At 71.8% G+C, this 22155-nt stretch carries 19 protein-coding genes and 1 pseudogene; 11 read left to right on the forward strand and 9 right to left on the reverse strand.

The features are described 5' to 3' along the window. Positions 1-14: 14 nt before the first annotated feature. Entirely contained in the window at positions 15-428 is a 414-nt protein-coding gene (locus ACFYPJ_RS15130; RefSeq protein ID WP_389015975.1) for an SsgA family sporulation/cell division regulator, read from the forward strand. Between the two features lie 69 nt (positions 429-497). Here ACFYPJ_RS15130 and ACFYPJ_RS15135 read toward each other — a convergent pair whose 3' ends face one another. Both ACFYPJ_RS15135 and ACFYPJ_RS15140 read right to left on the reverse strand, forming a co-directional pair. Further along, complete coding sequence (locus ACFYPJ_RS15135) at positions 498-1517, reverse strand: Gfo/Idh/MocA family protein (protein WP_389015977.1); 1020 nt, start codon at positions 1515-1517, stop codon at positions 498-500. Between the two features lie 61 nt (positions 1518-1578). Then, on the reverse strand, positions 1579-2673 hold the full coding sequence (locus tag ACFYPJ_RS15140) for a chemotaxis protein (protein WP_389015979.1): 1095 nt from the start codon (positions 2671-2673) through the stop codon (positions 1579-1581). A gap of 129 nt (positions 2674-2802) precedes the next feature. Here ACFYPJ_RS15140 and ACFYPJ_RS15145 point away from each other — a divergent pair, with 129 nt between their 5' ends. Then, positions 2803-3297 (forward strand): hypothetical protein, encoded by a 495-nt coding sequence (locus tag ACFYPJ_RS15145; protein WP_389015981.1) that lies wholly within the window; start codon positions 2803-2805, stop codon positions 3295-3297. 283 nt (positions 3298-3580) lie between these two features. Beyond that, entirely contained in the window at positions 3581-5422 is a 1842-nt protein-coding gene (gene asnB / locus ACFYPJ_RS15150) for an asparagine synthase (glutamine-hydrolyzing) (protein ID WP_389015983.1), read from the forward strand. Here the strand turns inward: asnB and ACFYPJ_RS15155 are convergent. Continuing rightward, on the reverse strand, positions 5415-5930 hold the full coding sequence (locus tag ACFYPJ_RS15155) for a DUF4232 domain-containing protein (RefSeq protein ID WP_389016031.1): 516 nt from the start codon (positions 5928-5930) through the stop codon (positions 5415-5417). The genes asnB and ACFYPJ_RS15155 overlap by 8 nt on opposite strands. Before the next feature lie 206 nt (positions 5931-6136). After that, complete coding sequence (locus tag ACFYPJ_RS15160) at positions 6137-7708, reverse strand: alpha/beta hydrolase (RefSeq protein WP_389015985.1); 1572 nt, start codon at positions 7706-7708, stop codon at positions 6137-6139. Between the two features lie 237 nt (positions 7709-7945). Here ACFYPJ_RS15160 and ACFYPJ_RS15165 point away from each other — a divergent pair, with 237 nt between their 5' ends. Next, the gene (locus tag ACFYPJ_RS15165) at positions 7946-8656 is read left to right on the forward strand and encodes a chaplin (RefSeq protein ID WP_389015987.1); all 711 of its coding nucleotides are present in this window, start codon (positions 7946-7948) and stop codon (positions 8654-8656) included. Positions 8657-8917: 261 nt separating this feature from the next. Here ACFYPJ_RS15165 and ACFYPJ_RS15170 read toward each other — a convergent pair whose 3' ends face one another. After that, a complete protein-coding gene (locus ACFYPJ_RS15170) occupies positions 8918-9400 on the reverse strand; it encodes a nucleoside deaminase (RefSeq protein ID WP_389015988.1) in 483 nt (160 codons plus the stop codon). A 339-nt stretch (positions 9401-9739) separates the two neighbouring features. Here ACFYPJ_RS15170 and ACFYPJ_RS15175 point away from each other — a divergent pair, with 339 nt between their 5' ends. Continuing rightward, a complete protein-coding gene (locus ACFYPJ_RS15175; RefSeq protein WP_389015990.1) occupies positions 9740-10525 on the forward strand; it encodes a GNAT family N-acetyltransferase in 786 nt (261 codons plus the stop codon). 72 nt (positions 10526-10597) lie between these two features. Here ACFYPJ_RS15175 and ACFYPJ_RS15180 read toward each other — a convergent pair whose 3' ends face one another. The 3 genes from ACFYPJ_RS15180 to ACFYPJ_RS15190 form a co-directional block, all read right to left on the reverse strand. After that, a complete protein-coding gene (locus ACFYPJ_RS15180; RefSeq protein WP_389015992.1) occupies positions 10598-10864 on the reverse strand; it encodes a GlsB/YeaQ/YmgE family stress response membrane protein in 267 nt (88 codons plus the stop codon). Between the two features lie 310 nt (positions 10865-11174). Continuing rightward, complete coding sequence (locus ACFYPJ_RS15185) at positions 11175-13910, reverse strand: sugar-binding domain-containing protein (RefSeq protein WP_389015995.1); 2736 nt, start codon at positions 13908-13910, stop codon at positions 11175-11177. Positions 13911-14206: 296 nt separating this feature from the next. Beyond that, the gene (locus tag ACFYPJ_RS15190; RefSeq protein ID WP_389015998.1) at positions 14207-15388 is read right to left on the reverse strand and encodes an ROK family protein; all 1182 of its coding nucleotides are present in this window, start codon (positions 15386-15388) and stop codon (positions 14207-14209) included. A gap of 176 nt (positions 15389-15564) precedes the next feature. Here ACFYPJ_RS15190 and ACFYPJ_RS15195 point away from each other — a divergent pair, with 176 nt between their 5' ends. Beyond that, on the forward strand, positions 15565-17022 hold the full coding sequence (locus tag ACFYPJ_RS15195; RefSeq protein ID WP_389016000.1) for an APC family permease: 1458 nt from the start codon (positions 15565-15567) through the stop codon (positions 17020-17022). A 167-nt stretch (positions 17023-17189) separates the two neighbouring features. Here the strand turns inward: ACFYPJ_RS15195 and ACFYPJ_RS15200 are convergent, their stop codons facing one another. Beyond that, positions 17190-17684, reverse strand: coding sequence for an SPW repeat protein (locus ACFYPJ_RS15200; protein ID WP_389016002.1), 495 nt, complete (start codon positions 17682-17684; stop codon positions 17190-17192). A gap of 715 nt (positions 17685-18399) precedes the next feature. On the opposite strand from ACFYPJ_RS15200, the gene ACFYPJ_RS15205 reads away from it, so the two are divergent. The 5 genes and pseudogenes from ACFYPJ_RS15205 to ACFYPJ_RS15225 all read left to right on the forward strand — a co-directional run. Next, complete coding sequence (locus ACFYPJ_RS15205) at positions 18400-18567, forward strand: hypothetical protein (RefSeq protein WP_389016004.1); 168 nt, start codon at positions 18400-18402, stop codon at positions 18565-18567. Between the two features lie 413 nt (positions 18568-18980). After that, the gene (locus ACFYPJ_RS15210) at positions 18981-19058 is read left to right on the forward strand and encodes a putative leader peptide (protein ID WP_353962852.1); all 78 of its coding nucleotides are present in this window, start codon (positions 18981-18983) and stop codon (positions 19056-19058) included. Positions 19059-19582: 524 nt separating this feature from the next. Beyond that, the gene (gene ssuE / locus ACFYPJ_RS15215; protein ID WP_389016007.1) at positions 19583-20137 is read left to right on the forward strand and encodes an NADPH-dependent FMN reductase; all 555 of its coding nucleotides are present in this window, start codon (positions 19583-19585) and stop codon (positions 20135-20137) included. Between the two features lie 105 nt (positions 20138-20242). Continuing rightward, positions 20243-21385, forward strand: a complete 1143-nt coding sequence (locus tag ACFYPJ_RS15220; RefSeq protein ID WP_389016009.1) for an LLM class flavin-dependent oxidoreductase — start codon at positions 20243-20245, stop codon at positions 21383-21385. Between the two features lie 579 nt (positions 21386-21964). Continuing rightward, a pseudogene (locus ACFYPJ_RS15225) lies at positions 21965-22155 on the forward strand (chitinase); the annotation flags it as partial.

The following is a 22155-nucleotide window of genomic DNA, read 5'->3' on the forward strand; positions in this document are numbered from 1 at the left end:
GCGCTCGTAAGAACATGGACATCTGTATCCGGCAGCCCGCCCGAGCCCGTCTGATCACGGCCGAGGACCCGGAAGTCCCCGTGCCCGCCACTCTTCGCTATTCCGTGCAGGATCCGCTCGCCGTGTTCGTCGACTTCCCGCCGGAGGCGGCCCTCGACGGCGAAGAGGTGACCTGGACCTTCGCCCGCTCCCTGCTGGACGAGGGACTGGCGGCGCCCGCCGGAGACGGTGACGTGCACGTCCGGCCGTGCGGTCGCGGCCGCACGGTCCTGGAGTTCCACTCGCCGTACGGGGTGGCCCTCATCGGATTCGCGACTGCGGAGCTGCGCCGCTTCCTCGCGCGCAGCTACGCCGTGGTGGCGGACGGAGAGGAGGACATCGGGACCGTGGTCGAACGCGGGCTCGGCACGCTGTTCGGCAGCGTCTGACCAGGGGCGGCGACCCGTCCCCGCGTCGGCGACGGGTGCGTGGCACAGCGGCCGTCGACCCAAGCAGTGTCAGTCGCCGGCGTACAGGCCGGGGCGCGACGGGAGTTCGACGGTCGTACGGCGGCCCGTCTCCAGCGCCCGGACCCCGGCCTCGGCGACGACCGAGGAGGCGTAGCCGTCCCACACGCTCGGACCGGTGACCCGTCCCTGGCGGGTGGCGTCGACCCAGGCGCGCAGCTCCCGGTCGTAGGCGTCGGCGAAGCGGACGACGTAGTCCTGCGCCACCTCCTCGCGGGTGCTGCCCCGTGCGGTGACCACCATGGTGTGCTCGTCGCCGATCCGGGCGCTGCCCGCCTCGCACACGGCCTCGCAGCGCACCTGGTAGCCGAAGCCGCAGTTGACGAAGATCTCCACGTCCACGAGGACGCCGTGCTCGGTCTCGAACACCACGAACTGCGGGTCGGCCAGACCTGCCGGTGCGCCGTCCGAGGGTGTGGGGCGCAGCACGGTCACGGCGGTCAGTTCCTGGCCGAGCAGCCAGCGGGCCGCGTCGATCTCGTGTGAGACGGAGCTGTCGATCAGCATGGCGCTGGTGAAGCCGGGCGGCGAGGAGACGTTGCGGTGGGTGCAGTGCAGCATCAGCGGGCGTCCCAGACCTCCGCCGTCCAGCAGGGACTTCAGGCGCTGGTACTCGGCGTCGTAGCGCCGCATGAACCCGATCTGTGCCAGTCGGCGGCCCAGCCGCCGTTCCGCCTCCAGCACCCTGAGCGCCCCCGTGGAGTCGGGCACCATGGGTTTCTCGCACAGGACCGGCAGCCCGCGGTCGAAGGCGGCGAGGAGGGCCTCCTCGTGCGCGGGTCCCGGCGAGGCGATCAGGACGGCGTCCACGCCGGGCGCGTCCAGCGCGGCCACTGCCTCCGTGTGCACCGATACGCCGTCGAGGCCCGCCACCGCCTCCCTGACCCGCTCGGTGTCGGGATCGGCGACGGCGGCCACCCGGGCGCCGCTCACCACGTGAGCGAGGCGGCGGATGTGATCGGCTCCCATGTGTCCGGCGCCCAGTACCGCGACGCCCAGCACGTCAGCCATCTGTGCCCTTCCTCCCGGCCGGTGATCACGCCGTAGCGTACGCCGGGGGCGGAAGAAGCCGTCAGTACCGCAGTGCGCCGGCGATGCCGCTCGCGTGCTCCAGGGTGCCGTCCGGCACGAAGCGCACATCGGCGCCCGTCTCCAGGCACTGCTCGACGATCTCGTCCACGATGTCCTCGCGGGCGTCGAGGTCCCCGGTGTCGGCGGGAACCAGGTGGTCACCGTCGTCGCGGACGGTCACCCGGTAGTTCTCCTCGACGGCGAGCAGCCGGACCCGGCCCTCGCGGGCGCTCCGCCAGACCTCGTCGACACCCGCGGCGAACTCCTTGCGGCCCCGGGCCGTGTCCAGTTCCCCGGCCACGCGGTCGGCGGCCCTCGCGGCCTCCGCGTCGATCACCGGCCGGACGGCCTGCCACACCGCTTCGGGGGTACCGTTCGCCAGGCCGCCGTGCGGGATGTGCACGGCTTCCTTCGCGACGGCGCCGACCTCGTCCAGCAGGGAGAGCGCGGCCTGCTCACCGGTGACGTACAGCGGCCTGGGGTGCTCGCGCAGGACCGTGGTCATCGCCGTGTCGGCCTCGCGCAGGAACTGCCGGGTGCCCTCGTCACGGAAGATGCTCGGGATGTCCCCGATCCGCTCCTGGCGCTCGGCGTCGAAATTCTCCCGGTTCCGGGACAGCGGGAAGCCCTCGGCATGGCTCTCGGCGACGCGGTCGACCGCGCCGGACCACAGGGTGACGCGGTCGGCGGAGACCGAGAGTATCCAGAACGGCCGCTCCGCGGCGTGCGCGGAGACGAGGTTGCGGGTCAGGAAGGTGTCCGAGAGCACCACCCGCTCGGGCACGGTGCGGGCCAGCGACCACACCTGATGCTCGCCCGGCGCGGCGAAGATCACCAGGCCGTTCTCGGCGTGTGCGAGATCCACCTCGGTGAGGGCCCGGTCCAGCTGGCCGACGACGTCCGCGCGCCGGTCCCGGGTGACGGCGGGGTCGGACTCCAGTTGTTTCCTGGCCTCGGCGAGCACATTGCGCAGCCGGACCGGGTCCTGGGCGTTGCCGGGCTCGCGGCGGTGGGTCGGCGTCAGTACGGACACGGCGGGATAGGGGCGAGGGCGTCGCAGTTCGGCGAGGGTCGGGGGACTGAGTGCGTGCTCCATAAGAGCACGATATGGCGGATTCATATGTAGGGCATTTGGGGTAAATAGGTGCAAGTGCCACGACTCTCGCCGTGCCGTCACGATCGGTGGACGGCGGCGGGGGCGTACGGCGGCAGGAGGTGTGTGCGGATGGCCCGGCTGGTCGTCGAGGGGCGGGATCTGGTGCTGCGTCCGAGCGGACCGGAGCGGTTGCTGCTCCGGCGCCCGCGTGCCGTGCGGATCCCGGCGGCGGCGGTGCGGGGCGCGGTGGTCGAGCCCGACTGGTGGCGCGCACTGCGCGGCCTGCCGCGGTTCGGCCGGTGGCTGCCCGACCGGTTCTGTGTGGGGGAGTGGCGTCATCGCGCAGGCCGGGACCTGGTCGCCGTCCGTGAGCACGGACCGGTCGTCGTGGTCGACCTGTGGCCCGGTCGTGTCCGATATGCCCGCATTGTGGTCTCCGTCGCCGACGCGGACGGTGTCGTACGGGCCGTTCGGCGGGCGATGTGGTCGGCTTCCGTGCCGGACGGTGATCGGGGTGTGCCGGCGGGACCGCGGGAGCGGTCCCGCCGGGTGGCGGCGGTCGAGCCGCGTGTGCGGCCTGTGCCGGGTTCGCTTGATCAAAACCATAAAAGATGCGGCACGTGATGAGCGGGTCGGTCGATTTGGGGAGATTTTTACCAATGGTCGGTTCTTGGTGGATTCTGTCGGCCGATGCCCGGAATCGAGGGCCTGGGTGGACGTAGTGCGTCCGAAGGCATGGAGGGATGGGGGCCCGGCGCGATGTGTCCGCGTTGCCCGAGCGCCGTGGCGGGCGCATCCTCGATATATATAGGTGCTAATTACAACTTGTTCGGCTTTGGGTCGGACCCCACCCACGAAAACGCAGGTGAGCGAGGTTCCGAGGCCGGACTGGAAGCAGGAGGAAGGTATGTGCGGCATCACCGGCTGGGTTTCCTACAACCGCGACCTGCACTCCGAGGCCGCGGCATTGGATGCGATGACCGAGACGATGGCCTGCCGCGGTCCGGACGACCGCGGCACCTGGATCGACGGCCCCGCTGCCCTGGGCCACCGCAGGCTCGCCATCATCGACCTGATGGGCGGCCGACAGCCCATGACGGTCAGCACCCCGGAGGGAACGGTCGGGCTGGTCTACTCGGGCGAGACCTACAACTACACCGAACTCCGGCAGCAACTGACCGCCCGCGGCCACCGCTTCACCACCGACTCGGACACCGAGGTCGTCCTGCGCGCCTATCTCGAATGGGGTGACGCGCTCGCCGAACGGCTCAACGGCATGTTCGCCTTCGCCGTCTGGGACGGCCGCGACAACAAGCTGGTGATGATCCGCGACCGGTTGGGCATCAAGCCCTTCTACTACTACCCGACGCCCGACGGCGTCCTGTTCGGCTCCGAACCCAAGGCGATCCTCGCCAATCCGATGGCCCGGCCGCGGGTCGGTCTGGACGGTCTGCGTGAAGTGTTCGCCTTGGTCATGACGCCCGGACAGGCCGTGTGGGAGGGCATGCACGAGGTGACGCCCGGCACCGTCGTCACCGTCGACCGCTCCGGTCTGCGCACCCGCGTCTACTGGCAGCTGGAGACCCGGCCGCACCCCGACGACCAGGCCGTCACCGTGGCCAGCGTCCGCACCCTCCTCGACGACATCGTGCGCCGCCAACTGGTCGCCGACGTGCCGCGCTGCACCCTGCTGTCGGGCGGGCTCGACTCCTCCGCCATGACCGCGCTCGCCGCCCGGCAACTCGCCGTACAGGGCGAGAAGGTGCGCAGCTTCGCCGTCGACTTCGTCGGCCAGACCGATCACTTCGTGCCCGACGGGCTGCGTGCCACCCCCGACACCCCGTTCGTGCACGACGTGGCCCGGCTCGCCGGCACCGACCACCACGACATCGTGCTCGGCTCCGAGGCCCTCGCCGACCCCGCCGTCCGGGCGAAGGTACTGCGCGCCCGCGACCTGCCCATCGGCTTCGGCGACATGGACTCCTCGCTCTACCTGCTGTTCCAAGCCGTGCGCGAGCAGTCCACGGTCGCCCTGTCCGGCGAGTCCGCCGACGAGGTCTTCGGCGGCTACCAGCAGTTCTTCGACGAGGAGGCGCGTCGCGCCGACACCTTCCCGTGGCTCCACATGGCCAGCCGGCACATCGGCACGGGCACTGACGTGCTGCGTCCGGACCTGGCCAAGAGCCTGGAACTGGACGCGTACATCCGCGACGCCTACAGCACCGCCGTCGACGGCATCGTCCGCCTCGACGGCGAGAGCGACTTCGAGTACCGGATGCGCCGCATCTGCTACCTCCACCTGACCCGCTTCGTCCGCGCCCTGCTCGACCGGAAGGACCGGATGAGCATGGCCGTCGGCCTGGAGGTCCGGGTGCCCTTCTGCGACCACCGGCTCGTCGAGTACGTCTACAACGCGCCCTGGTCCCTGAAGTCCTTCGACGGCAGGGAGAAGAGTCTGCTGCGCGAGGCGACCGCCGACGTCATCCCGCGGTCGGTGTACGACCGGGTCAAGAGCCCGTACCCGTCCACCCAGGATCCCCAGTACGGCCTCGCCCTCCAGGAGCAGGCCAAGGACCTGGTGGCCCGGCCCGACCACCCGGTGTTCGCCGTCATGGACCGGGAGCGGGTCGACGAGGCCGCCCACCGGGAGCTGCCCGCGAGTTCCCAGGCCGCCCGGCGCAGCCTGGAACGCACCCTGGACCTGGCTCTCTGGATGGACATGTACGAGCCCGAGCTGATCCTCAGCTGAGCCCGATCGCCCGGTCCGCGGCCGCCGCCGACGGCTGCCACCAGGTCGTCACCGGCTCCCACACCCGTACGGCCGCGCCCGCGCCCAGCTCCGCCGCGGTGAACCCGCGTCCCCGGTGCGCGGGGTCCGCGGCCACGGTGACGGTGTCCACCAGGCGGGCCTGCGGGTCCGCCGGGCCGGCGACGGTGCGCACGGCGGCGTACGCGGTCCTGCCCGCACCGATGCGGTAGGTACCCGCGGCGCCGTCGGGCACCGGCTGCGCCGCGCCGTCCAGGTCGCCGAAGGTGACCGTGGGCACGCGGTCGACGACACAGGCGCGGCCGGAGCGGTTGGTCACCCCGATCCGCAGCACGGACGCATCGGCGGGCGCCACGGCCGCCCGCACGCTCAGCGCCCGCTCCGGGCAGACGGCGTCCCGCGCGGCGACCGCGCCCGGCGGCGCGGTGAGCAGCAGGGCCGCGGCGGCGAGGGCGACGGCCGGGACGGCTGCGGCGGTTCGGATACGCATCATGGATTCCCCCTGGACGGTCGGTCGGTACGGCAACGGCGGGACGCGTCCGCTCTGTTTGATGTGACGGCCGGGACGGCCCGGAGGTTGCGGCCGGCCGGACCCGTCACCCGCCCGTGGCACCGCACTCCGAGGACGCGCACCGGAACGAGGGCTTCACCGGTTCCTGCCGCCGCCCGCACCGCCGGTCGGCACCGCGTGCTGCGTCACCAGGCCGCCGGGTCCACCGGGCAGGAACTCCCGTCGGCGGGCAGCGAACCGTACAGCAGGAAGTCGTCGATCTTGCGGTGGACGCACTTGGACGACGAGTAGCCGGTGTGGCCCGAGCCCTTGTTGTCGAGCACCACCGCCGAGGTGCCGAGCCTGCGGGCGGTCTCCAGGGTCCAGCGGTACGGCGTGGCGGGGTCGCCGCGGGTGCCCACCAAAAGCAGCTGCGCCGTGTCGACGTCCTTCACCCGGTCACGGACAAAGTCCGTCCCCTCGGGCCGCCCGTAGCACATCAGCAGGTCGGCCAGCCGGTACCGGCCGAAGACCGGCGACGCCTTCTCGTACGCGGCGCGCAGCCGCCCGATGTCCTTGGTGATCTGTTCGGCGCCGGGGCGGTCCGGGTCGTCCGCGCAGTTGATCGCCATCAGCGCCGCCGACAGGTTGTCCACCGGGATGTCCGCCTCGTCGACGAGCCCGCCGCCGGACCCGCGGGCTGGCGTCAGCCCGCCCGTCGCGAGACCCGCCACACCACGGGTGTCCCCGTCGTTCACCAGGGAGACCACGGCGCGTTCCAGCGACGGCCACAGCTCCTTGCTGTAGAGGCCCTGGCCGATGGCGCTCACCAGGTCGTGTCCGGAGAGCCGGCCGCCGAAGCCGGTGGGCGTCGGATGCGCGTCGAGTCCGCGGACCAGGTTCAGCACCTTGTCCCCGGCCGTGCGCCGGTCCTGGCCGAAGGGGCAGCCGCGGTCCTGTACGCACCAGCGCAGGAAGTCCTCCAGTGCGGTCTGCTGGCCCTGTGCGCTCGCCAGCCCCTGTTCGGACAGGGGCTCGGTGAGGGTGTCCACGCCGTCCAGCGCCATCCGGCCCACCTTGCCCGGGAACTGGGCGGCGTAGACCGCGCCGAGCCGGGTGCCGTAGGAGAAGCCGAGGTAGTTGAGCTTCTCGTCGCCGAGGGCCTGGCGCATGACGTCCAGGTCCCGGGAGGCGTTGAGGGTGCCTATGTGGGGCAGGACGGGGCCGGAGTGGCGGGTGCACTCGGCCGCCGCCTTCCGCAGCAGCTCCAGCAGCGCCCGTGGATCGCCGCGGCCGGTGCCGTCGCCCGTCACGGCCGACGTGTCGGTGGCGCCCTCCCCGCAACTGACGGGCGAGGACCGGCCGACCCCGCGCGGATCGAAGGTGACCACGTCGTAGCCGTTGGTCAGCCCGAGGTACGCCTTGCCGGAGGTGGCGAGGGAACTGATGCCCGCGCCGCCCGGACCGCCGAAGTTCAGCAGCACGGAGCCCCGGGACGCGCCGGTCGCCCGGTACCGGGCCAGTGCCACGTCGAGCGTGCCGGCCTCGGGTCGCGCGTAGTCCAACGGGACCGTCACCTTGCCGCACTGCATGTCCTTGGCGGCCCCGGAACTCTGGCAGGCCGACCAGGTGATCTTCTGCTGGTAGAAGCGCGACAGATCGGGCTGGGCCGGGGTGGCGGCCCCCACGGGCAGTCCGGCGCCGAACAGGGCCAGCGTGAGGACTCCGGCACTGGCGCAGCGCCGGACGGCGGGCCGCGTGGGGAGCTTTGCCGGCATCGATGCCTCCAGGGGGTCCCCGCTGCGGACCGGGGCAGCGCTTCCGCTCACCATAAGCGGACCGCAGAAGGCACGCCTCCGGACGTATTGGTGCGGTATTCGAGGGATTCACGACTGGTTCGATAACTGTGTAGCTCAATGGGGTGAAAGGGCGATAAGCCATAACTTGGATGGTTCGTCTGCGTTTATTTCGATACGGGCGAGCGCCCGTGACGATGTCTGGAAGGCAGGGAGCCTATGAAACGGGTTACCCGAAACGGTGTGATCGCCGTCGCCGCCGCCTCTGGGGCGATGGCTGTGACGATGCCGGCGCACGCCGACTCCGCCGCGAACGGTTCCGCGGCCGGATCGCCGGGGCTGATCTCCGGCAACACGATCCAGCTCCCGGTGCACGTCCCGGTGAACGTGTGCGGGAACACGGTGAACGTGGTAGGGCTCCTCAACCCGGCCGCGGGCAACACCTGCGCCAACAAGGGCGGCAGCGGCGCCGGGAGCGATGGAGCGGCCCCCTCGGGCGGAGCGACCGCCCACGGCGGGGCGAAGGACTCACCCGGTGTGCTCTCCGGCAACGGCATCCAGGTGCCGGTCGACCTCCCGGTCAACGTCAGCGGCAACAGCGTGAACGTGGTGGGCATCGGCAATCCGGTCTTCGGCAACCAGGCCGAGAACACCCCCGGTGACCACCCGGTGAAGCCCACCCCGCCGCCGGTCACACCCCCGGCCACGCCGCCGGCCACCCCGCCGGTCAAGCCCCCGGCCGCTCCACCGACCCCGCCGCGGGCCGAGCCCCCCGCCCCGGCGGTGAGCCACCCGGCCGCGCCGCAGGCCGACGCCGTCCTCGCCCACACGGGTACGGACCTGACCGCACCCGCGGTCGCGGCGAGCGCGGCGCTGCTGATCTCCGGCGCTGCCCTGTACCGCCGGTTCCGGCCGGGCGCGGAGCGCTGACACACTCCCGGGGCCGTGGCCGGTCCCCCCGCCGGACACCGACCGGCCGGACAACCGCCACGGCCCCGGGAGCGCATCCACGCCGACCGCCCTCCGGGGCGGTCCGAACGACCAGCGGGTCCGGTGCCGTGCACGGCACCGGACCCGCTGGTCGTTCGGACCGCTCTCGTCGGCGTACCCGCCGAGCGGGCCCTGTACGTGCAGCGCCGGCCAATCGGCCGGCCTGCATCCCGGCCCGTGCACCCGTGTCCGGCGCGCAGGTCAGTCCGCGGCCCCGTGAAACCTTCGGTGCAGCGCGCGGACCTCCCCGGTCAGCTCCGGCGCCGGACCCTCGACGCGCACCTCGGGTGCCACCGCGCTGATCGGCAGCGGCCGTACCGGTGCCGCAGGCACGCCCAACTCCTCAAGCCAGCCCACCAGTTGCTCCGTGGACGCCGCATAGACGATCCGGCCGAGCCCGACCCAGGCGTGCGCCGCCGCGCACATCGGACAGTGCTCCCCGGACGTGTACACGGTGGCGGCGGCCCGTTCCTGCGGGGTCAGCCGGGCCGCGGCCCAGCGGGCGAGCTCGAACTCCGGATGCCGGGTGCGGTCCCCGGAGGCCACCCGGTTGTGGTCCTCGGCGAGCACGGTCCCGTCCGCGGCGACGAGGACCGACCCGAACGGCTCGTCGCCCGCCTCCAACGCCTCGGCCGCCAACTCCACACACCTGCGCAGATACGGCAGCTCGTCGTCCTTCACCATGGCGTACACCCTTTCTCGGGCTTTCTCGTCGTACGGTTTCGGGCGCACCGTACGCGGGCGGGCCCGGGGCCACGCCATGCGACGGGCGGCACGGCGTGGCGCGTCCCCTCGTGATGCGCCCCTCGCCACGCCCCTCTCACGGTGCGGTGGCCGCGCGGGGCTGCGCCGCGCGACGCCTCGTGGTGCCGCGTCTCGCCCCGCACCGCCCCTTGGTGATGGGCCCCGTACCGTTCCGCCCCGTATCGATCCGTCCCGCTGCAGTCCGCCCGGACGCCGGCGTCCGGTGTACCGGTCCGTAATTCCGTTGCCGTGCCCGACACCTGATGCTGGAGTGGCCCCATGGATCACACAGCCGTACTCGCCCACTATGACCAGGACATCCGCGCCGGGGCACAGTCCGACGGTCCCGGGGCCCGGATCGAACGCACCGCCACCGTGGTCCGGCAGGTCGCCGAAGCCCACGGCTGGAACGGCGTCCTGTGGTCCGCTCTGGACGAGACGAACGCGGACGCGGTCATCGCGGCGCAGATCGCGTACTACACCCGCCTCGGCCGTGCGTTCGAGTGGAAGCTGCACGGCCACGACCGCCCCGCCGATCTCGGACCGCGCCTCGCCGCCGCCGGGTTCATGCCCGAACCCGAGGAGGCGTTGATGGTCGCGGAGACCACGGAGGTGGTCGCACTGACCGCGGACGCCGAGCCGCCGGAGGGCGTCCGCGTCCAGCATGCGGACGACGCGGCGGGGATCGATCGCATGGTCGAAGTGCACGAGAAGGTGTTCGGCACGGACGGGAGCCGGTTGCGGCACCGGCTGCTCACCCAGCTCGCCGCCGATCCCGGCTCACTCCTCGCGGTCGTCGCGCTCGCCGGCGACGAACCCGTGAGCGCGGCCCGGCTGGAACTGGTGCCGGGCACGCGATTCGCCGGGCTGTGGGGCGGCGGGACCCTCGCCGACTGGCGTGGCCGCGGCCTCTACGGCACCCTGATCGCCCACCGCGCCCGGGCCGCCGCGGCCCACGGCGTCCGCTATCTCCAGGTGGACGCCTCACCGATGAGCCGTCCCGTCCTCGAACGCCTGGGCTTCCACGTCCTGACCACGACGACGCCGTACCTCTACGAGGCGTAGGACCGGCCGCGGGTGCCGTGGCTGCCGCGGCCCGGCGGACCGCGGCGGGCACGGACGCCGTCACGGCCGGGTTCAGCGCTGCGGCCGCCGAGCCCGGTCCAGGGCCGCCACGCCCACCGCCGCCAGGCCGATCTGGATGAACCACTCGATCCAGTCCGGTCCGTCGGTGTCGGCGACTCCGAATACGGCGGCGATCGCCGAGCCCAGCAACGCGGCCACGATGCCGACGAGGATCGTCAACAGGACGCCGATGTGCTGCCGGCCGGGCACGACCAGCCGTCCCAGCACACCGATGACGACGCCGATGACGATGGCACTGATGACACCTGAGATCTCCATGTCCGCCCCTCTTCGTCGAATTCCCCCGTTGTCGTGCACTGTGCCCACTGAAACCGGAGGCAGTCCGCTTCGGTCGGTGCCGGGGCTCTCTGTTCACCACCCGGACACGCCAGGTACCTTTCCAGCGATCGACACGGGTAGGACTGTCAACTCTGGTCAATGCGCGCAGACTTGCTGCTCGCGCGGCCACCGGCGACGCACTCCGGCCTGAACACCGAGGCTCCGAGGTCCAGACGTCGTTCGTCGTCGGCGAACGTCAGCTGACCCTGCCGAGGGGCGGACCGGACGGCCCGCTCCTCGGCCGGCCCGGTCAGCGTGCCGCCACCGTCCGCTCGGGCGTGTTCCAGCCGGAGACGCGCACCCGCGGTGCCGCGCCGTGCAGGTCGGCCGTGCGGTAGACGGCGGTCAGCGTCGCCGTCTCGCCCGGCCACAGGGTGACCTGGTTGTCGGACCAGCGCACCGGCAGCACGGGCGTGCCCGCGGCGTCGACGAGGTGGACGTCCGTCAGCAGCGACGGTGTCCGGCCGCGGCCCTCGTTGCGCAGCGTCACCGTCGTGGTCGAGGTGCCGCCCGACGACACCGTGGACGCCCGCGTGGACACCGGTACCGGGGCCATGCCGGCGAGGCCCGTCAGATCGGCGTAACCCGTGGTCGGTGTGTGGTACCAGTCGGTGCGGGCCCAGTCGAGGGTGTCCGGCCGGGTGGAGAGCCAGTAGACGTTCCGGCTCACCTCGTGGCCCGCCGCGTCCGTGAGCAGGAGCCGCACCAGATACGTCGTCGGCAGACCGCGCACCGACCGGGGGAGGGTGAGCACCGTGGCGTGCGCGCCGTCTCCGGGAGAGGTCACCCCCGACACGGTCCGGTCGTACTTCGCCGTGCCGTCGGTGCCGAACAGCGTGGCCCGCGCGGTGAGCGGGCCGCTCGTGGAGTGCCGGTTGTTGACGACGGCGACCGTGCGGTCGTCGTACGAGTACTGGATGTGCAGCGGCTCGCCCGCCTTCTTCGCTCCGAAGTAGGCCCCGCCCTGGTCGAGACAACGGTCCGTCAGCTGCCAGTGCAGAGAGGTCCAGCCGCTGTTGAACATCCAGTAGACCAGTCCGGTCGAGGGTTTCGCGGCGTCGGTGGCATTGCGGGCGTACGCCTCGAACTGGGCGCGCACGTTCTCGTACTGCAGGAGCTGCGCCTTGCGCACGTAGTCGGCGAGGCCGGTCGGGGCGCCGTAGCGGCCCGCGAGGGCGGCGTTGTGGATCCGGAGGGTGCCGAATGTCGCCGACGGGGAGCGGTGGTACTGCCGGGCGTCCGGATCCTTCCAGAGGGAGTCAGCCTCGGCCGGCGTCAGCATCCGGCGCAGGGTGTCGCGCGTCGGGATGTCCGGGCCCGCGCTGGTCTCGGAGTTGAAGCCGGTGGCCCCGCCCTCGCGCTTGGCGTACCAGTAGCCGGGCGGCACCCAGTCGTAGGGCCCGGTCATCTTCATGCCCGAACGGCCGAGTTGCGGGGAGGACTTGTCGGAGGCGGCGGGCACCACGGGAACGGGCCAGTCGGCGGTGCGCAGGGCGTCCAGGTAGTTCCGTTCGATCGTGGCGTCGGGGGCGGCGTCGCTGCCGATCAGGAAGGAGAGCACGCTCGGGTGGTCGCGCAGCCGGGCGGCCTCGGCGGCCATCGACGCCTTGGCGACCGCGTGGTCGGCGGCGTTCCACCGTTCCCCGGACTCGCCGCTGTTGGTCTGGCCCTCCCATTTGTCGCAGCACTCCCAGCCCGGCAGCGTGAGGACGCCGTGGCGGTCGGCCAGGTCGAAGAACTCGTCGGGTTCGATGTGGCCTTCCAGACGGATCGTGTTCAGCCCCAGGTCGAGGGCGTACTTGAGCCGGTCCTCGGCGTACGTCCGGTCCCAGCGCAGGAATTCGTCGGGTGACCAGCCGCCGCCCTTGATCAGCAGCCTGCGCCCGTTGACCTGGTACTGGCGGGCGCCGTCGGTGTTCAGGGGGGCCCGGACGTCGCGGACGCCGAAGGCCGTGTGCGCGGTGTCCGAGGCGGAGCCGGCGACGGACGCGGTCAGATCGAGGTCGTACAGGGGCTGCCCGCCCATTCCGGCGGGCCACCACACCCGGGGCGAGGCCAGGCGCAGACCGGGGACGTCGACGGGGGTGAAGGCGACCGTCTTCGTCTCGTGCGCGGCGAGTGGCACCGCCCTGCGCAGGGCGGTCCCGGCGACGCTGCCGGTGACCTCGGCCGTGACGGGCGCGTCGGAGTCGTTGCGGACCTGCGTCTCGACGGTGAGGTCGGCGGTGGCCAGCGAGGGCACGTCCAGCCGGGTCAGCACGTGCGCGCCGCGCAGCGCGGCCGGGCCGCTGCGGCGGACCAGTACGTCGCGCACGATGCCCATGTTCGCGTCGGGCGGCGGCTGGAGCCAGTCCAGCCAGCCCATGGTGAGGTGCTTCTTCGGGTCGTTGGGCAGGACGCGGAAGGCGACCGTGTTGGTGCCGGTGCGCACCAGCGGCGTGAGGTCCAGTTCGTGGTGGGTGTAGGCGCCGCTGACGTCCGCCGCGCCGGCCACCCGCCGGCCGTTCACATAGACGTCCGCCGCCGACATCACACCGCTGAAGTCGAGGTAGGTGCGCCGGGAGGGGTCGGTGACGGTGAAGTCGGCGCGGTACCACCACGGGACCCGGAAGTCCGCCTCGGGGATTTTCTGCTGGTTGGTGGAGAAGAACGGGTCGGGGTACCTGCCGCCGGCGAGCAGCGCGGCGAGCACCGTCGAGCGGGGGCCCGCGGGGTGCCAGCCGGTCACCGGATAGCCGGGGGAGGACACGGTCCGGGGAGGATCGCTCACCTTCGCGGTGGACTGGATCGCGTAGCCGGACAGCGGGGTGGCCGCGCCGGCCGTCGCCGGGACCCGGGTCACCGCCACCGGGCCTCCCACCGCCTGGGCCGGATCCCGGGGCCCGGCCGCCCAGGCGCCGGTGGCCAGCGTGCAGAGCAGGCCGAGGGCGAGGAGGGAAGCGACGGGGCGGCGTCTGGCGGCGGGGCGAGGAAACCGAGGGACCACAGCGTCTCCAGCCTCGTAAAGTTAGGAAACTTTACTAACCTGGGCCAAGCTAGAGCGCGGGGAAGGCCGTGTCAATCATCGTGGGGTCGTGTCCGCGGGGCGTGGGTCGTGTCCGCAAGGTGCGGTTGTGACCGTTGACGCGTCGACGCGGTCGTGTCCGTCAGGGTGCGGGCCCGCGCCCAGTGACCCCGCCGGGCTGTGCCGATGACCGGCGGGGTGGGCGTATCGACCTTGACCGGCCGTGCGGATCTCCGGACCTGCCGGGTCAACGGGCCTACGGGGCAGAGGACTTGGGGTCACCCGGTCGACCTGCGGTCGAACACCAGCTCCCGCGCCGTGTCCAGCGCGGTGGCCACCGCGCCCAGCAGGACCGCGTCCTCGCCGAGTCGGCTCGCCGCGATCCGTGGGCGCAGCGGGGTGAGCGTGCGCAGATGCTCTCGCACCGGCCGCAGCAGCAGGCCGACGCTGTGCCCCACCCCGCCGCCCACCACCACCAGATCCGGGTCCAGTACCGCGGCAGCCGCCGCCACGGTATGCGCGATCCGCTCGCCTTCGAGGCGGACCGCCTGGACCGCGGCGGGGTTATGCTGCCGCGCCGCGTCGAAGACGGACTTCGCGGTGAGCCGGCCGCTCATCCCGAACCGCCGGGCCGCCTCGACCACGGCCACGCCCGAGACCGCGTCCTCCAACCGCTCCGGCTGCCGCTGCCCCGGCCAGGGCAGGAAGCCGATCTCGCCGGCCAGCCCGTGCGCCCCCGTGAACAGCCGCCCGCCGCTCACCACTCCCATGCCGAGCCCCGTGCCGACGAGGATGTACGCGAACAGCCGGCTGCCCGCGCCGACCCCGTACGTGTACTCGCCCAGCGCCGCCAGATTCGCGTCGTTGTGCACCTCCAGGGGGACGCCCAACTCCTCGCGCATCCGGTCGAAGAGTCCCGCGCGCCCCCACCCGGGCAGATGCATGGCGTACCGCACCCGCCGCTGTTTCACGTCGTACACGCCGGGCGTACCCACCACCGCGTGCACCACCTCGGCCGGATCGACCCCGGAGCCGGCCACGACCTGGCGGGCGGTGGCGACGACGAGGTCGGCCATGGCCGCCGAGCCGCGGGCCCGGTTGCGAACGTCGGTCCGGGCCACCACCGTGCCGTCCAGGTCGGCCACCGCCACCCGCAGCCAGCCGCGTCCGACGTCCACGCCGAGGACGTGGCCCGCGGCCGGGTCGGCGGCGTACAGGACGGCGGTGCGGCCCCGTTCGGGCGCGTGCGTGCCGACCTCGTGGACGAGTCCCGCCGCCGCCAGGGCGGCCAGCGCGCTGGAGACCGTCGGCTTGGACAGCCCGGTCTGACGGGCCAGTTGGGCACGTGAGGCCGCGCCGAGGGCGCGCAGCCGGTCCAGCAGCAGCCGTTCGTTGGTGCTGCGCAGCCGCTGCCGGTTCCAGGGCTGGTCCTGCTGCTCCGTCACGTCGCTGCCGGCCATCCGACCATTCTCATGCATTACTGACACGTACTTGACGCATCTAGTAAGGCTCCTTAACTTTATCGGCCATCCGGCCCGTCGGGCGCAACCAACCCCTCTCCGCGTGCATCTCCTTGTCTCCGCATGTACCTCCCTGTGTCTGCGTGCACCTCCCCGTGTCTGCGTCAGGAGTCCCCATGTCCGGTAGTCCTCCCTCACCCGAGGGCGGTTTCGTCCGCCGCGTCGGACTGTTCCAGGCCACCGCCATCAACATGAGCCAGATGTGCGGCATCGGCCCGTTCGTGACGATCCCGTTGATGGTCGGCGCGTTCGGCGGCCCCCAGGCGGTGATCGGATTCGTCGCGGGCGCGGTGCTGGCCCTGTGCGACGGACTCGTGTGGGCGGAGCTGGGCGCGGCGCTGCCCGGCTCCGGCGGGAGCTACGTCTATCTGCGCCAGGCGTTCCAGTACCGCACCGGCCGACTGATGCCGTTCCTGTTCGTGTGGACCGCGATGATCTTCATTCCGCTGATCATGTCCACCGGTGTGGTCGGCTTCGTCCAGTACCTGGGCTATCTCGCCCCCGATCTGGGGCAGACGTCGGGCGACCTGATCGGGCTCGGGGTCATCGCCCTGGTCGTCGTCCTGCTGTGGCGCGGAATCGAGCACATCGCCCGGATCACCGCCGTGATGTGGACGGTGATGATCGCCTCGGTGCTGCTGGTGATCGTCGCGGCGGCCACGGACTTCAGCCCGCACCTCGCCTTCACCTACCCCGCGCACGCCTTCGATCTGACGGGAAGTCACTTCTGGGCCGGCTTCGCGGCCGGACTGACCATCGGCATCTACGACTACCTCGGTTACAACACCACCGCCTACATGGGCGCCGAACTCAAGGAGCCCGGCCGTACGCTGCCGCGCTCGGTCCTGTTCTCCATCCTCGGCATCATGGCGATCTACCTGCTGCTCCAGATCGGCACCCTCGGGGTCGTCGACTGGCACCGGATGACCGACCCGCACGACATCGCCGCCACCTCGGTGGCCTCGGCGGTACTGGAGGAGACCTGGGGCAAGGGCGCCGCCGACACGGTGACCGTGCTGATCCTCATCACTGCGTTCGCCTCGGTGTTCGCCGGTCTCCTCGGCGGCTCGCGCGTACCCTACGACGCGGCCCGCGACCGGGTCTTCTTCCGCCCGTACGCGCGGCTGCACCCCCGGCACCGCTTCCCGACGCTGGGTCTGGCGACGATGGGTGTGATCACCGGAATCGGCTTCCTGATCGGCCGCCACACCGACCTCGCCACTCTCATCCAACTCCTGACGACCGTCATGGTCATCGTCCAGGCGCTGGCCCAGATCGTCGCCCTGACAGTGCTGCGCCGCCGTCAGCCGGCCCTGCGCCGCCCGTACCGCATGTGGCTCTACCCGCTGCCCAGCATCGTGGCGCTGGTCGGCTGGTGCGTGATCTACGGATATGCCGACCGGAACTCGCCGGGCCGCCACCCCATCGAGTGGTCTCTTGCCTGGGTTGTCCTGGGCTGCGTGGCCTTCCTGGTGTGGGCGCGACTGGAGCGGGTGTGGCCCTTCGGGGGCAAGGAGATCAGTGAGGAATACCTCGCGGCGCCTGCCACCGACACGACACCCACCAGGGCCTGAACGGCGGCGCCGCGCGTACCGGCCGATCCGGCCGGTTGACCTGCAACTGTTCGCACCGGCAGGCCGTCGCCGCGGCCGTGGCTGGTTTCGGGGCGCGAGCGGATACGACGGGGCCGTCCGGCTGCTCCCGGACGGCACCCGCCTCCCGAAGGCGCTTCACAGCGCCGCTACAGCGTGCGTGGCCTGTCCTGGAGCTTGGGCGTGCTCGTCTTCGCCGCCTTCGCCGACGCTCCGGCGCAGAGCAGCCCGAGGGCCACGGCCAGCCCGCCGATGACGACATTGTTCGCTATGACGCCCGCGTTCGGGTGACTGCCGACGATCCACGGCGCGATGATCATCCAGACTCCCAGGGCGCTCATGGCCCAGCTCAGGCCGTACATGCGCTCAGGTGCCCTGGTGAACCCCAGAGCCAGCAGCCCGATCGCGATCCCGATGATCAGGTTGTGCACCGCGAGGGCGGGCTGGCCGGTCGTGTAGTGGACTATCCAAGGGGACGCCGCGCAGTACAGACCGAGCAGGAACAGTGGTCCGTCCATCAGTGCCACATCGCGACCGCCGAGCATGCGGGCGTAGCGTTCCCGCATTTCGGAGACATCTGGGTGGCTCGTCATGTCACCTCTGGTGTGCGAGACATCACCTCTGGTGTGCGAGACATCGGCCATGATTCGTCTCCTTCTTGACTTGCAGACTTGACTGCGTCTGTTCTGATGTGCGGTCGGTAAAGAGCCGCTCATACGCATTCTCCCCTTATTTGACCCTTATGTGTAGTGGAAGTGGCTCGGGCGGCCGGTCCGCCACGAATCGATCTTGTGGAGACCGGCCGCGGTCGGCCGCGTACGGGCCCGGAACTTCCGCCGTCGTCCGGTTGCGTCTTGCCGCCAACTCGGCGTCGTCGCCCGCTCCGTGGCGAAGGATCGGGTCTGCGGTCGGCGCGGCGAGCCGGCGCGGAGGGACTTGCCGGGACTGTCCGAGGGCACGGGTGTCGGTCCGGTCGCCGTCTTGCCGCCGATTTCCGTGAGCGATACCCCGGCGCCATGCCGGTGCCATGCGACGCCCTGCCATGCGGGGGCCGAAGACGTACCTGCCGGGCGCTGCACCGACCCTGCGCCGTAGGGGCTCATGCCGTACCGGTCATGCCGTTCCGGGTCATGCCGTACGGGGTGATGCCGTACGTGACGTACGGGGGGATGCCGTACGGTGCCCGCGGGCGGCAGCCCGGCCGCCGCTCATGAGCGAGCGACGCCGGTGTGCGCGCAAACATGCCGCTCGCCCATACGGCGGTCCGTCGTCCGGGGGTGAGCGGACATGGTCGCGGCCGACCGGGGCAGACGCAGGACAAGGGCGTCGAGCGTCCTGGAACGAGAGGTGGCTGCCGCTATGAGTGCGAAGGTGTTGGAGCGCTTTCCGGCCGGATCCCCGCGCGGTTCGTGGCCGGCGGAGGAGTGCGCGGCACGGCGGCGGGCCCGGGGAGAGCCCGCGACCGTGGTGATGGACCTGAAGTCGGACGCCTTCCTCGTCGTGGTGCCGACGGGCGAAGAGGACTGACCGGGCGGCGGCGCCGGTCGGCCGAGCGATCCGGCCACGGTGCATGACCGACCCGTCCGCCCCAGGGGCGCCCTCGTCCCGGCCGGCCCGGCGTTGGTGCACATGAGGGTGCATCACCTGCCAGTCCGGTCCAGCGCGTGCGGGACGCACCCCCGTGCGCGGCGTCGGTTCTCGGCCCACGGGGCTCATCGTGGTCCGAACGCCGCATTCGGGCTGCTCTGTTCGCCCGGCCGGAGATTCCGGGGCAGGCGGGCGCATTGCGGTTCTGCTTCCGTTTCAGGTTCCGTTTCCGTTTCAAGGGTTTCCCTGTCACATCTTCGTGTCCTCGTGAAATTCCGAGGTCCGCGATACGAGACCGGTCGGGTGCTTCTTGACTGCCCTCACGGGTGGCTGTCACGATCGAGGGCATGACGATGCGACTGGACCTCACGCGGCGACGCCACGTCGACCTCGCGCGCGTCTCCAGCGCCTCCTGTTGCCCCGCGGCCTGATCCCCGTCCCGATCCGCCGCACTTCCCGCGCACCGCACCCGGCTCCGCCACGGTCCGTGGCACGGTGTTGCGCCATTCCGTCCGGCACCGCCTGAATTCCCGCGTACTCGCGCCCGTCGGACTCGGCGCTCCGAAAGAATTCCGCAACAGGAGATCCGCATGCCCCGCGCACCCCTGACATTCACGCCTGCATCGGATCCGGACCGACGGCCCCCTGAACTCGCCGCGCCATGCCACGAGTCGTACGTCTCCAGCACACCTCCCGGCCGCTCCCCGAACCCCAGCTTCCCGCCACCCCGAGACGCCCACAGGCACAGGCATACGTACACGCACACGCACACCTGCATCCGCACACAACTCGCACGCCCCGGTCGCCCGTGGGCGGCGCGGGACCGCCTGGTTCTGGCGGCCTCGCGGCGCGGACCCACCCGGTACTCCTGACCGCTCAGCCCGGGGCGCTCGTTCCACGCGGACCTGTGGACCCGGAAAAGCGGACCCCCGGACCCAGAAAAAAGAGGAACCCCATGGCCACCGTCCTGTCCGTCTCCGGCAGCCCGTCCTCCTCGTCCCGTACCGGCCGGCTGCTGCGCCACCTGGACCAGCGGCTGATCGCCCAGGGCCACGAGGTGATCCCGCTCGACGTGCGCACCATTCCCGCCGAGGCCCTGCTCGGTGCCGACGTGCGCCACCCCGCCATCGTCGAGGTCGCCCGGCTGTTCGACCAGGTGGACGGGGTCGTCGTCGGCACACCGGTCTACAAGGCCGCGTACTCCGGTGTCCTCAAGGCGCTGCTTGACCTGCTGCCGCAGTACGCGCTCGCCGGCAAGGCGGTGCTGCCGCTCGCCACCGGCGGCACCACCGCCCATGTGCTCGCCATCGACTACGCGCTCCGCCCCGTCCTGGCCGCCATGGGGGCCGGGCACATAGTCCAGGGCTGGTTCACCCTCGACAAGGACATCACCGTGCACGAGGACGGCTCGCTGACCGTCGCACCCACCGCCGCCAGGGCCCTGACACAGGTCGTCGACCACTTCTCGGCCGCCCTGGGCCACACCCCGCTCCTGGCCGCGGCGGGCTGAACACGACGACCGTCCATGTGTTCACCGGCGGCCGGTACGTGCCCGGCGGCACCCGGCCGCCGCACTGCGGCCCGCTCTGACGGTCACTCGCGAACGGAGACCCACGTGTCCCTCACCTTCCACTGGTTCCTGCCCACCAACGGCGACAGCCGGCACGTCGTCGGAGGCGGTCATGGCGCTCCTGCCACCGCCTCCGGCCGGGACCGGCCGCCAACGGTCGCCTACCTGAGCCAGATCGCCCGCGCCGCCGAGGACCTCGGGTTCGTGGGCGCGCTCACCCCGACCGGTGCCTGGTGCGAGGACGCGTGGCTGACCACGGCGATGGTGAGCCGGCACACCGAGCGGCTGAAGTTCCTGGTGGCTTTCCGCCCGGGCTTCGTCTCACCGACGCTCGCCGCGCAGATGGCCGCCACCTTCCAGCGGCAGTCCGGCGGGCGGCTGCTGCTGAACGTCGTCACCGGCGGCGAGAGCCATGAGCAACGGGCCTACGGGGACTTCCTCGACAAGGACGCCCGGTACCGTCGGACCGGTGAATTCCTGCGGATCGTGCGGGAATTGTGGGAGGGCAGGACCGTCGACCTGCACGGCGAACACCTTCGCGTGGAGGACGCACGGCTGACCCGGCTGCCCGATCCGGTACCCGAGGTGTACTTCGGTGGGTCCTCGCCGATCGCCGGTGAGGTCGCGGCCGAGCTCGTCGACGTGTATCTGACCTGGGGCGAGCCGCCCGCGCAGGTCGCGGCGAAGATCGACCGGATCAGAGGGCTGGCGGCGGGCCGGGGCCGCACCCTCCGCTTCGGCATCCGGCTGCACGTGATCACCCGGGACACCTCCGCGCAGGCGTGGGCCGAGGCGGACCGGCTGCTCGCCGGCTTCGACAGCGAGATCGTACGGTCCGTGCAGGCGGGCCTCGCCCGCAGCGAGTCGGAGGGCCAGCGGCGCATGCTCGCGCTGCACGGCGGCGGCCGCGACGGACTGGAGATCCACCCGAACCTGTGGGCGGGGATCGGGCTGGTGCGGGGCGGGGCGGGGACGGCCCTGGTGGGCAGCCACGACGAGGTCGCCGACCGGATCGAGGAGTACCACGACCTCGGCATCGACGAGTTCGTGCTGTCCGGATACCCGCACCTGGAGGAGGCGTACTGGTTCGGTGAGGGTGTCCTGCCCAGGCTGGCCGCCCGGGGCCGCTGGCGGCACCCGGCCGAGCACCCGCGGAACTCCTCGTCCCCGGTGCCGACCACGAGCTGAGCAGACAACGAGCTGAGCCGGGTACGGCGCACGTCGGTCGAGCGTGCGCTCGGGGCGGACAGCGGTTCGCCGCGGGCGGGCGGCCCCAACAGGTGTTCACAAGCTGAAGCTGGCTTTCCGTCAGAGTGCGGGGAAGCGCGGTGCTGGACCTGAAGGAAGTTCCGGCCGTCCGCGCTGTGTTCCAGGAGCGGTGACGCGCCGCGGGCCGGTACGTCGAACGCCATCGGTGTGGGGGAGTGGCGGCGCGGCTTGTGCCGGGTCCGGGCTGCGCACCCTGACGGGGTGTTGTGCCTGGCAAGGCTTTCGCCCCGGCCGTGCCCCGGCAGAGACGGCGTGTCGCCCGCCGACCGACCGCCGGCCCCGTGGCACGGACGCGGTTCTCACTGTGGGTGACCCGGCCGTTCGGCCGCGCGGCGTGCCGGTCCCGTCGCCGCCGCGGCGGACCGGTCCGGATTCCTCCGCACTTGACCGGTCTAAACCCTTGACTGGTACAGACCAAGGCGGTTGAGTGTGGCTCCACCCCCCACCGCGGCCGTGCCCTTCAAAGGGTACGGCCGTGCTCCGCAAAGGAGTTGATTGATGTTCAGGCGTCGTATCGCCGCGCTCCTGGCCTCGCTCGCGACCGGAGCAGCCGCCCTGGTGTTCCAGTCGGCCCCCACCGCCTCCGCCGCCGGTTTCGTGGTCAGTGAGGCGCAGTTCAACCAGATGTTCCCGAGCCGGAACGCGTTCTACACCTACGGCGGGCTGACCGCGGCGCTCAGCGCCTACCC

Source organism: Streptomyces sp. NPDC006012 (assembly GCF_042871185.1).
In the GTDB taxonomy this organism is placed as follows: Bacteria; Actinomycetota; Actinomycetes; order Streptomycetales; family Streptomycetaceae; genus Streptomyces.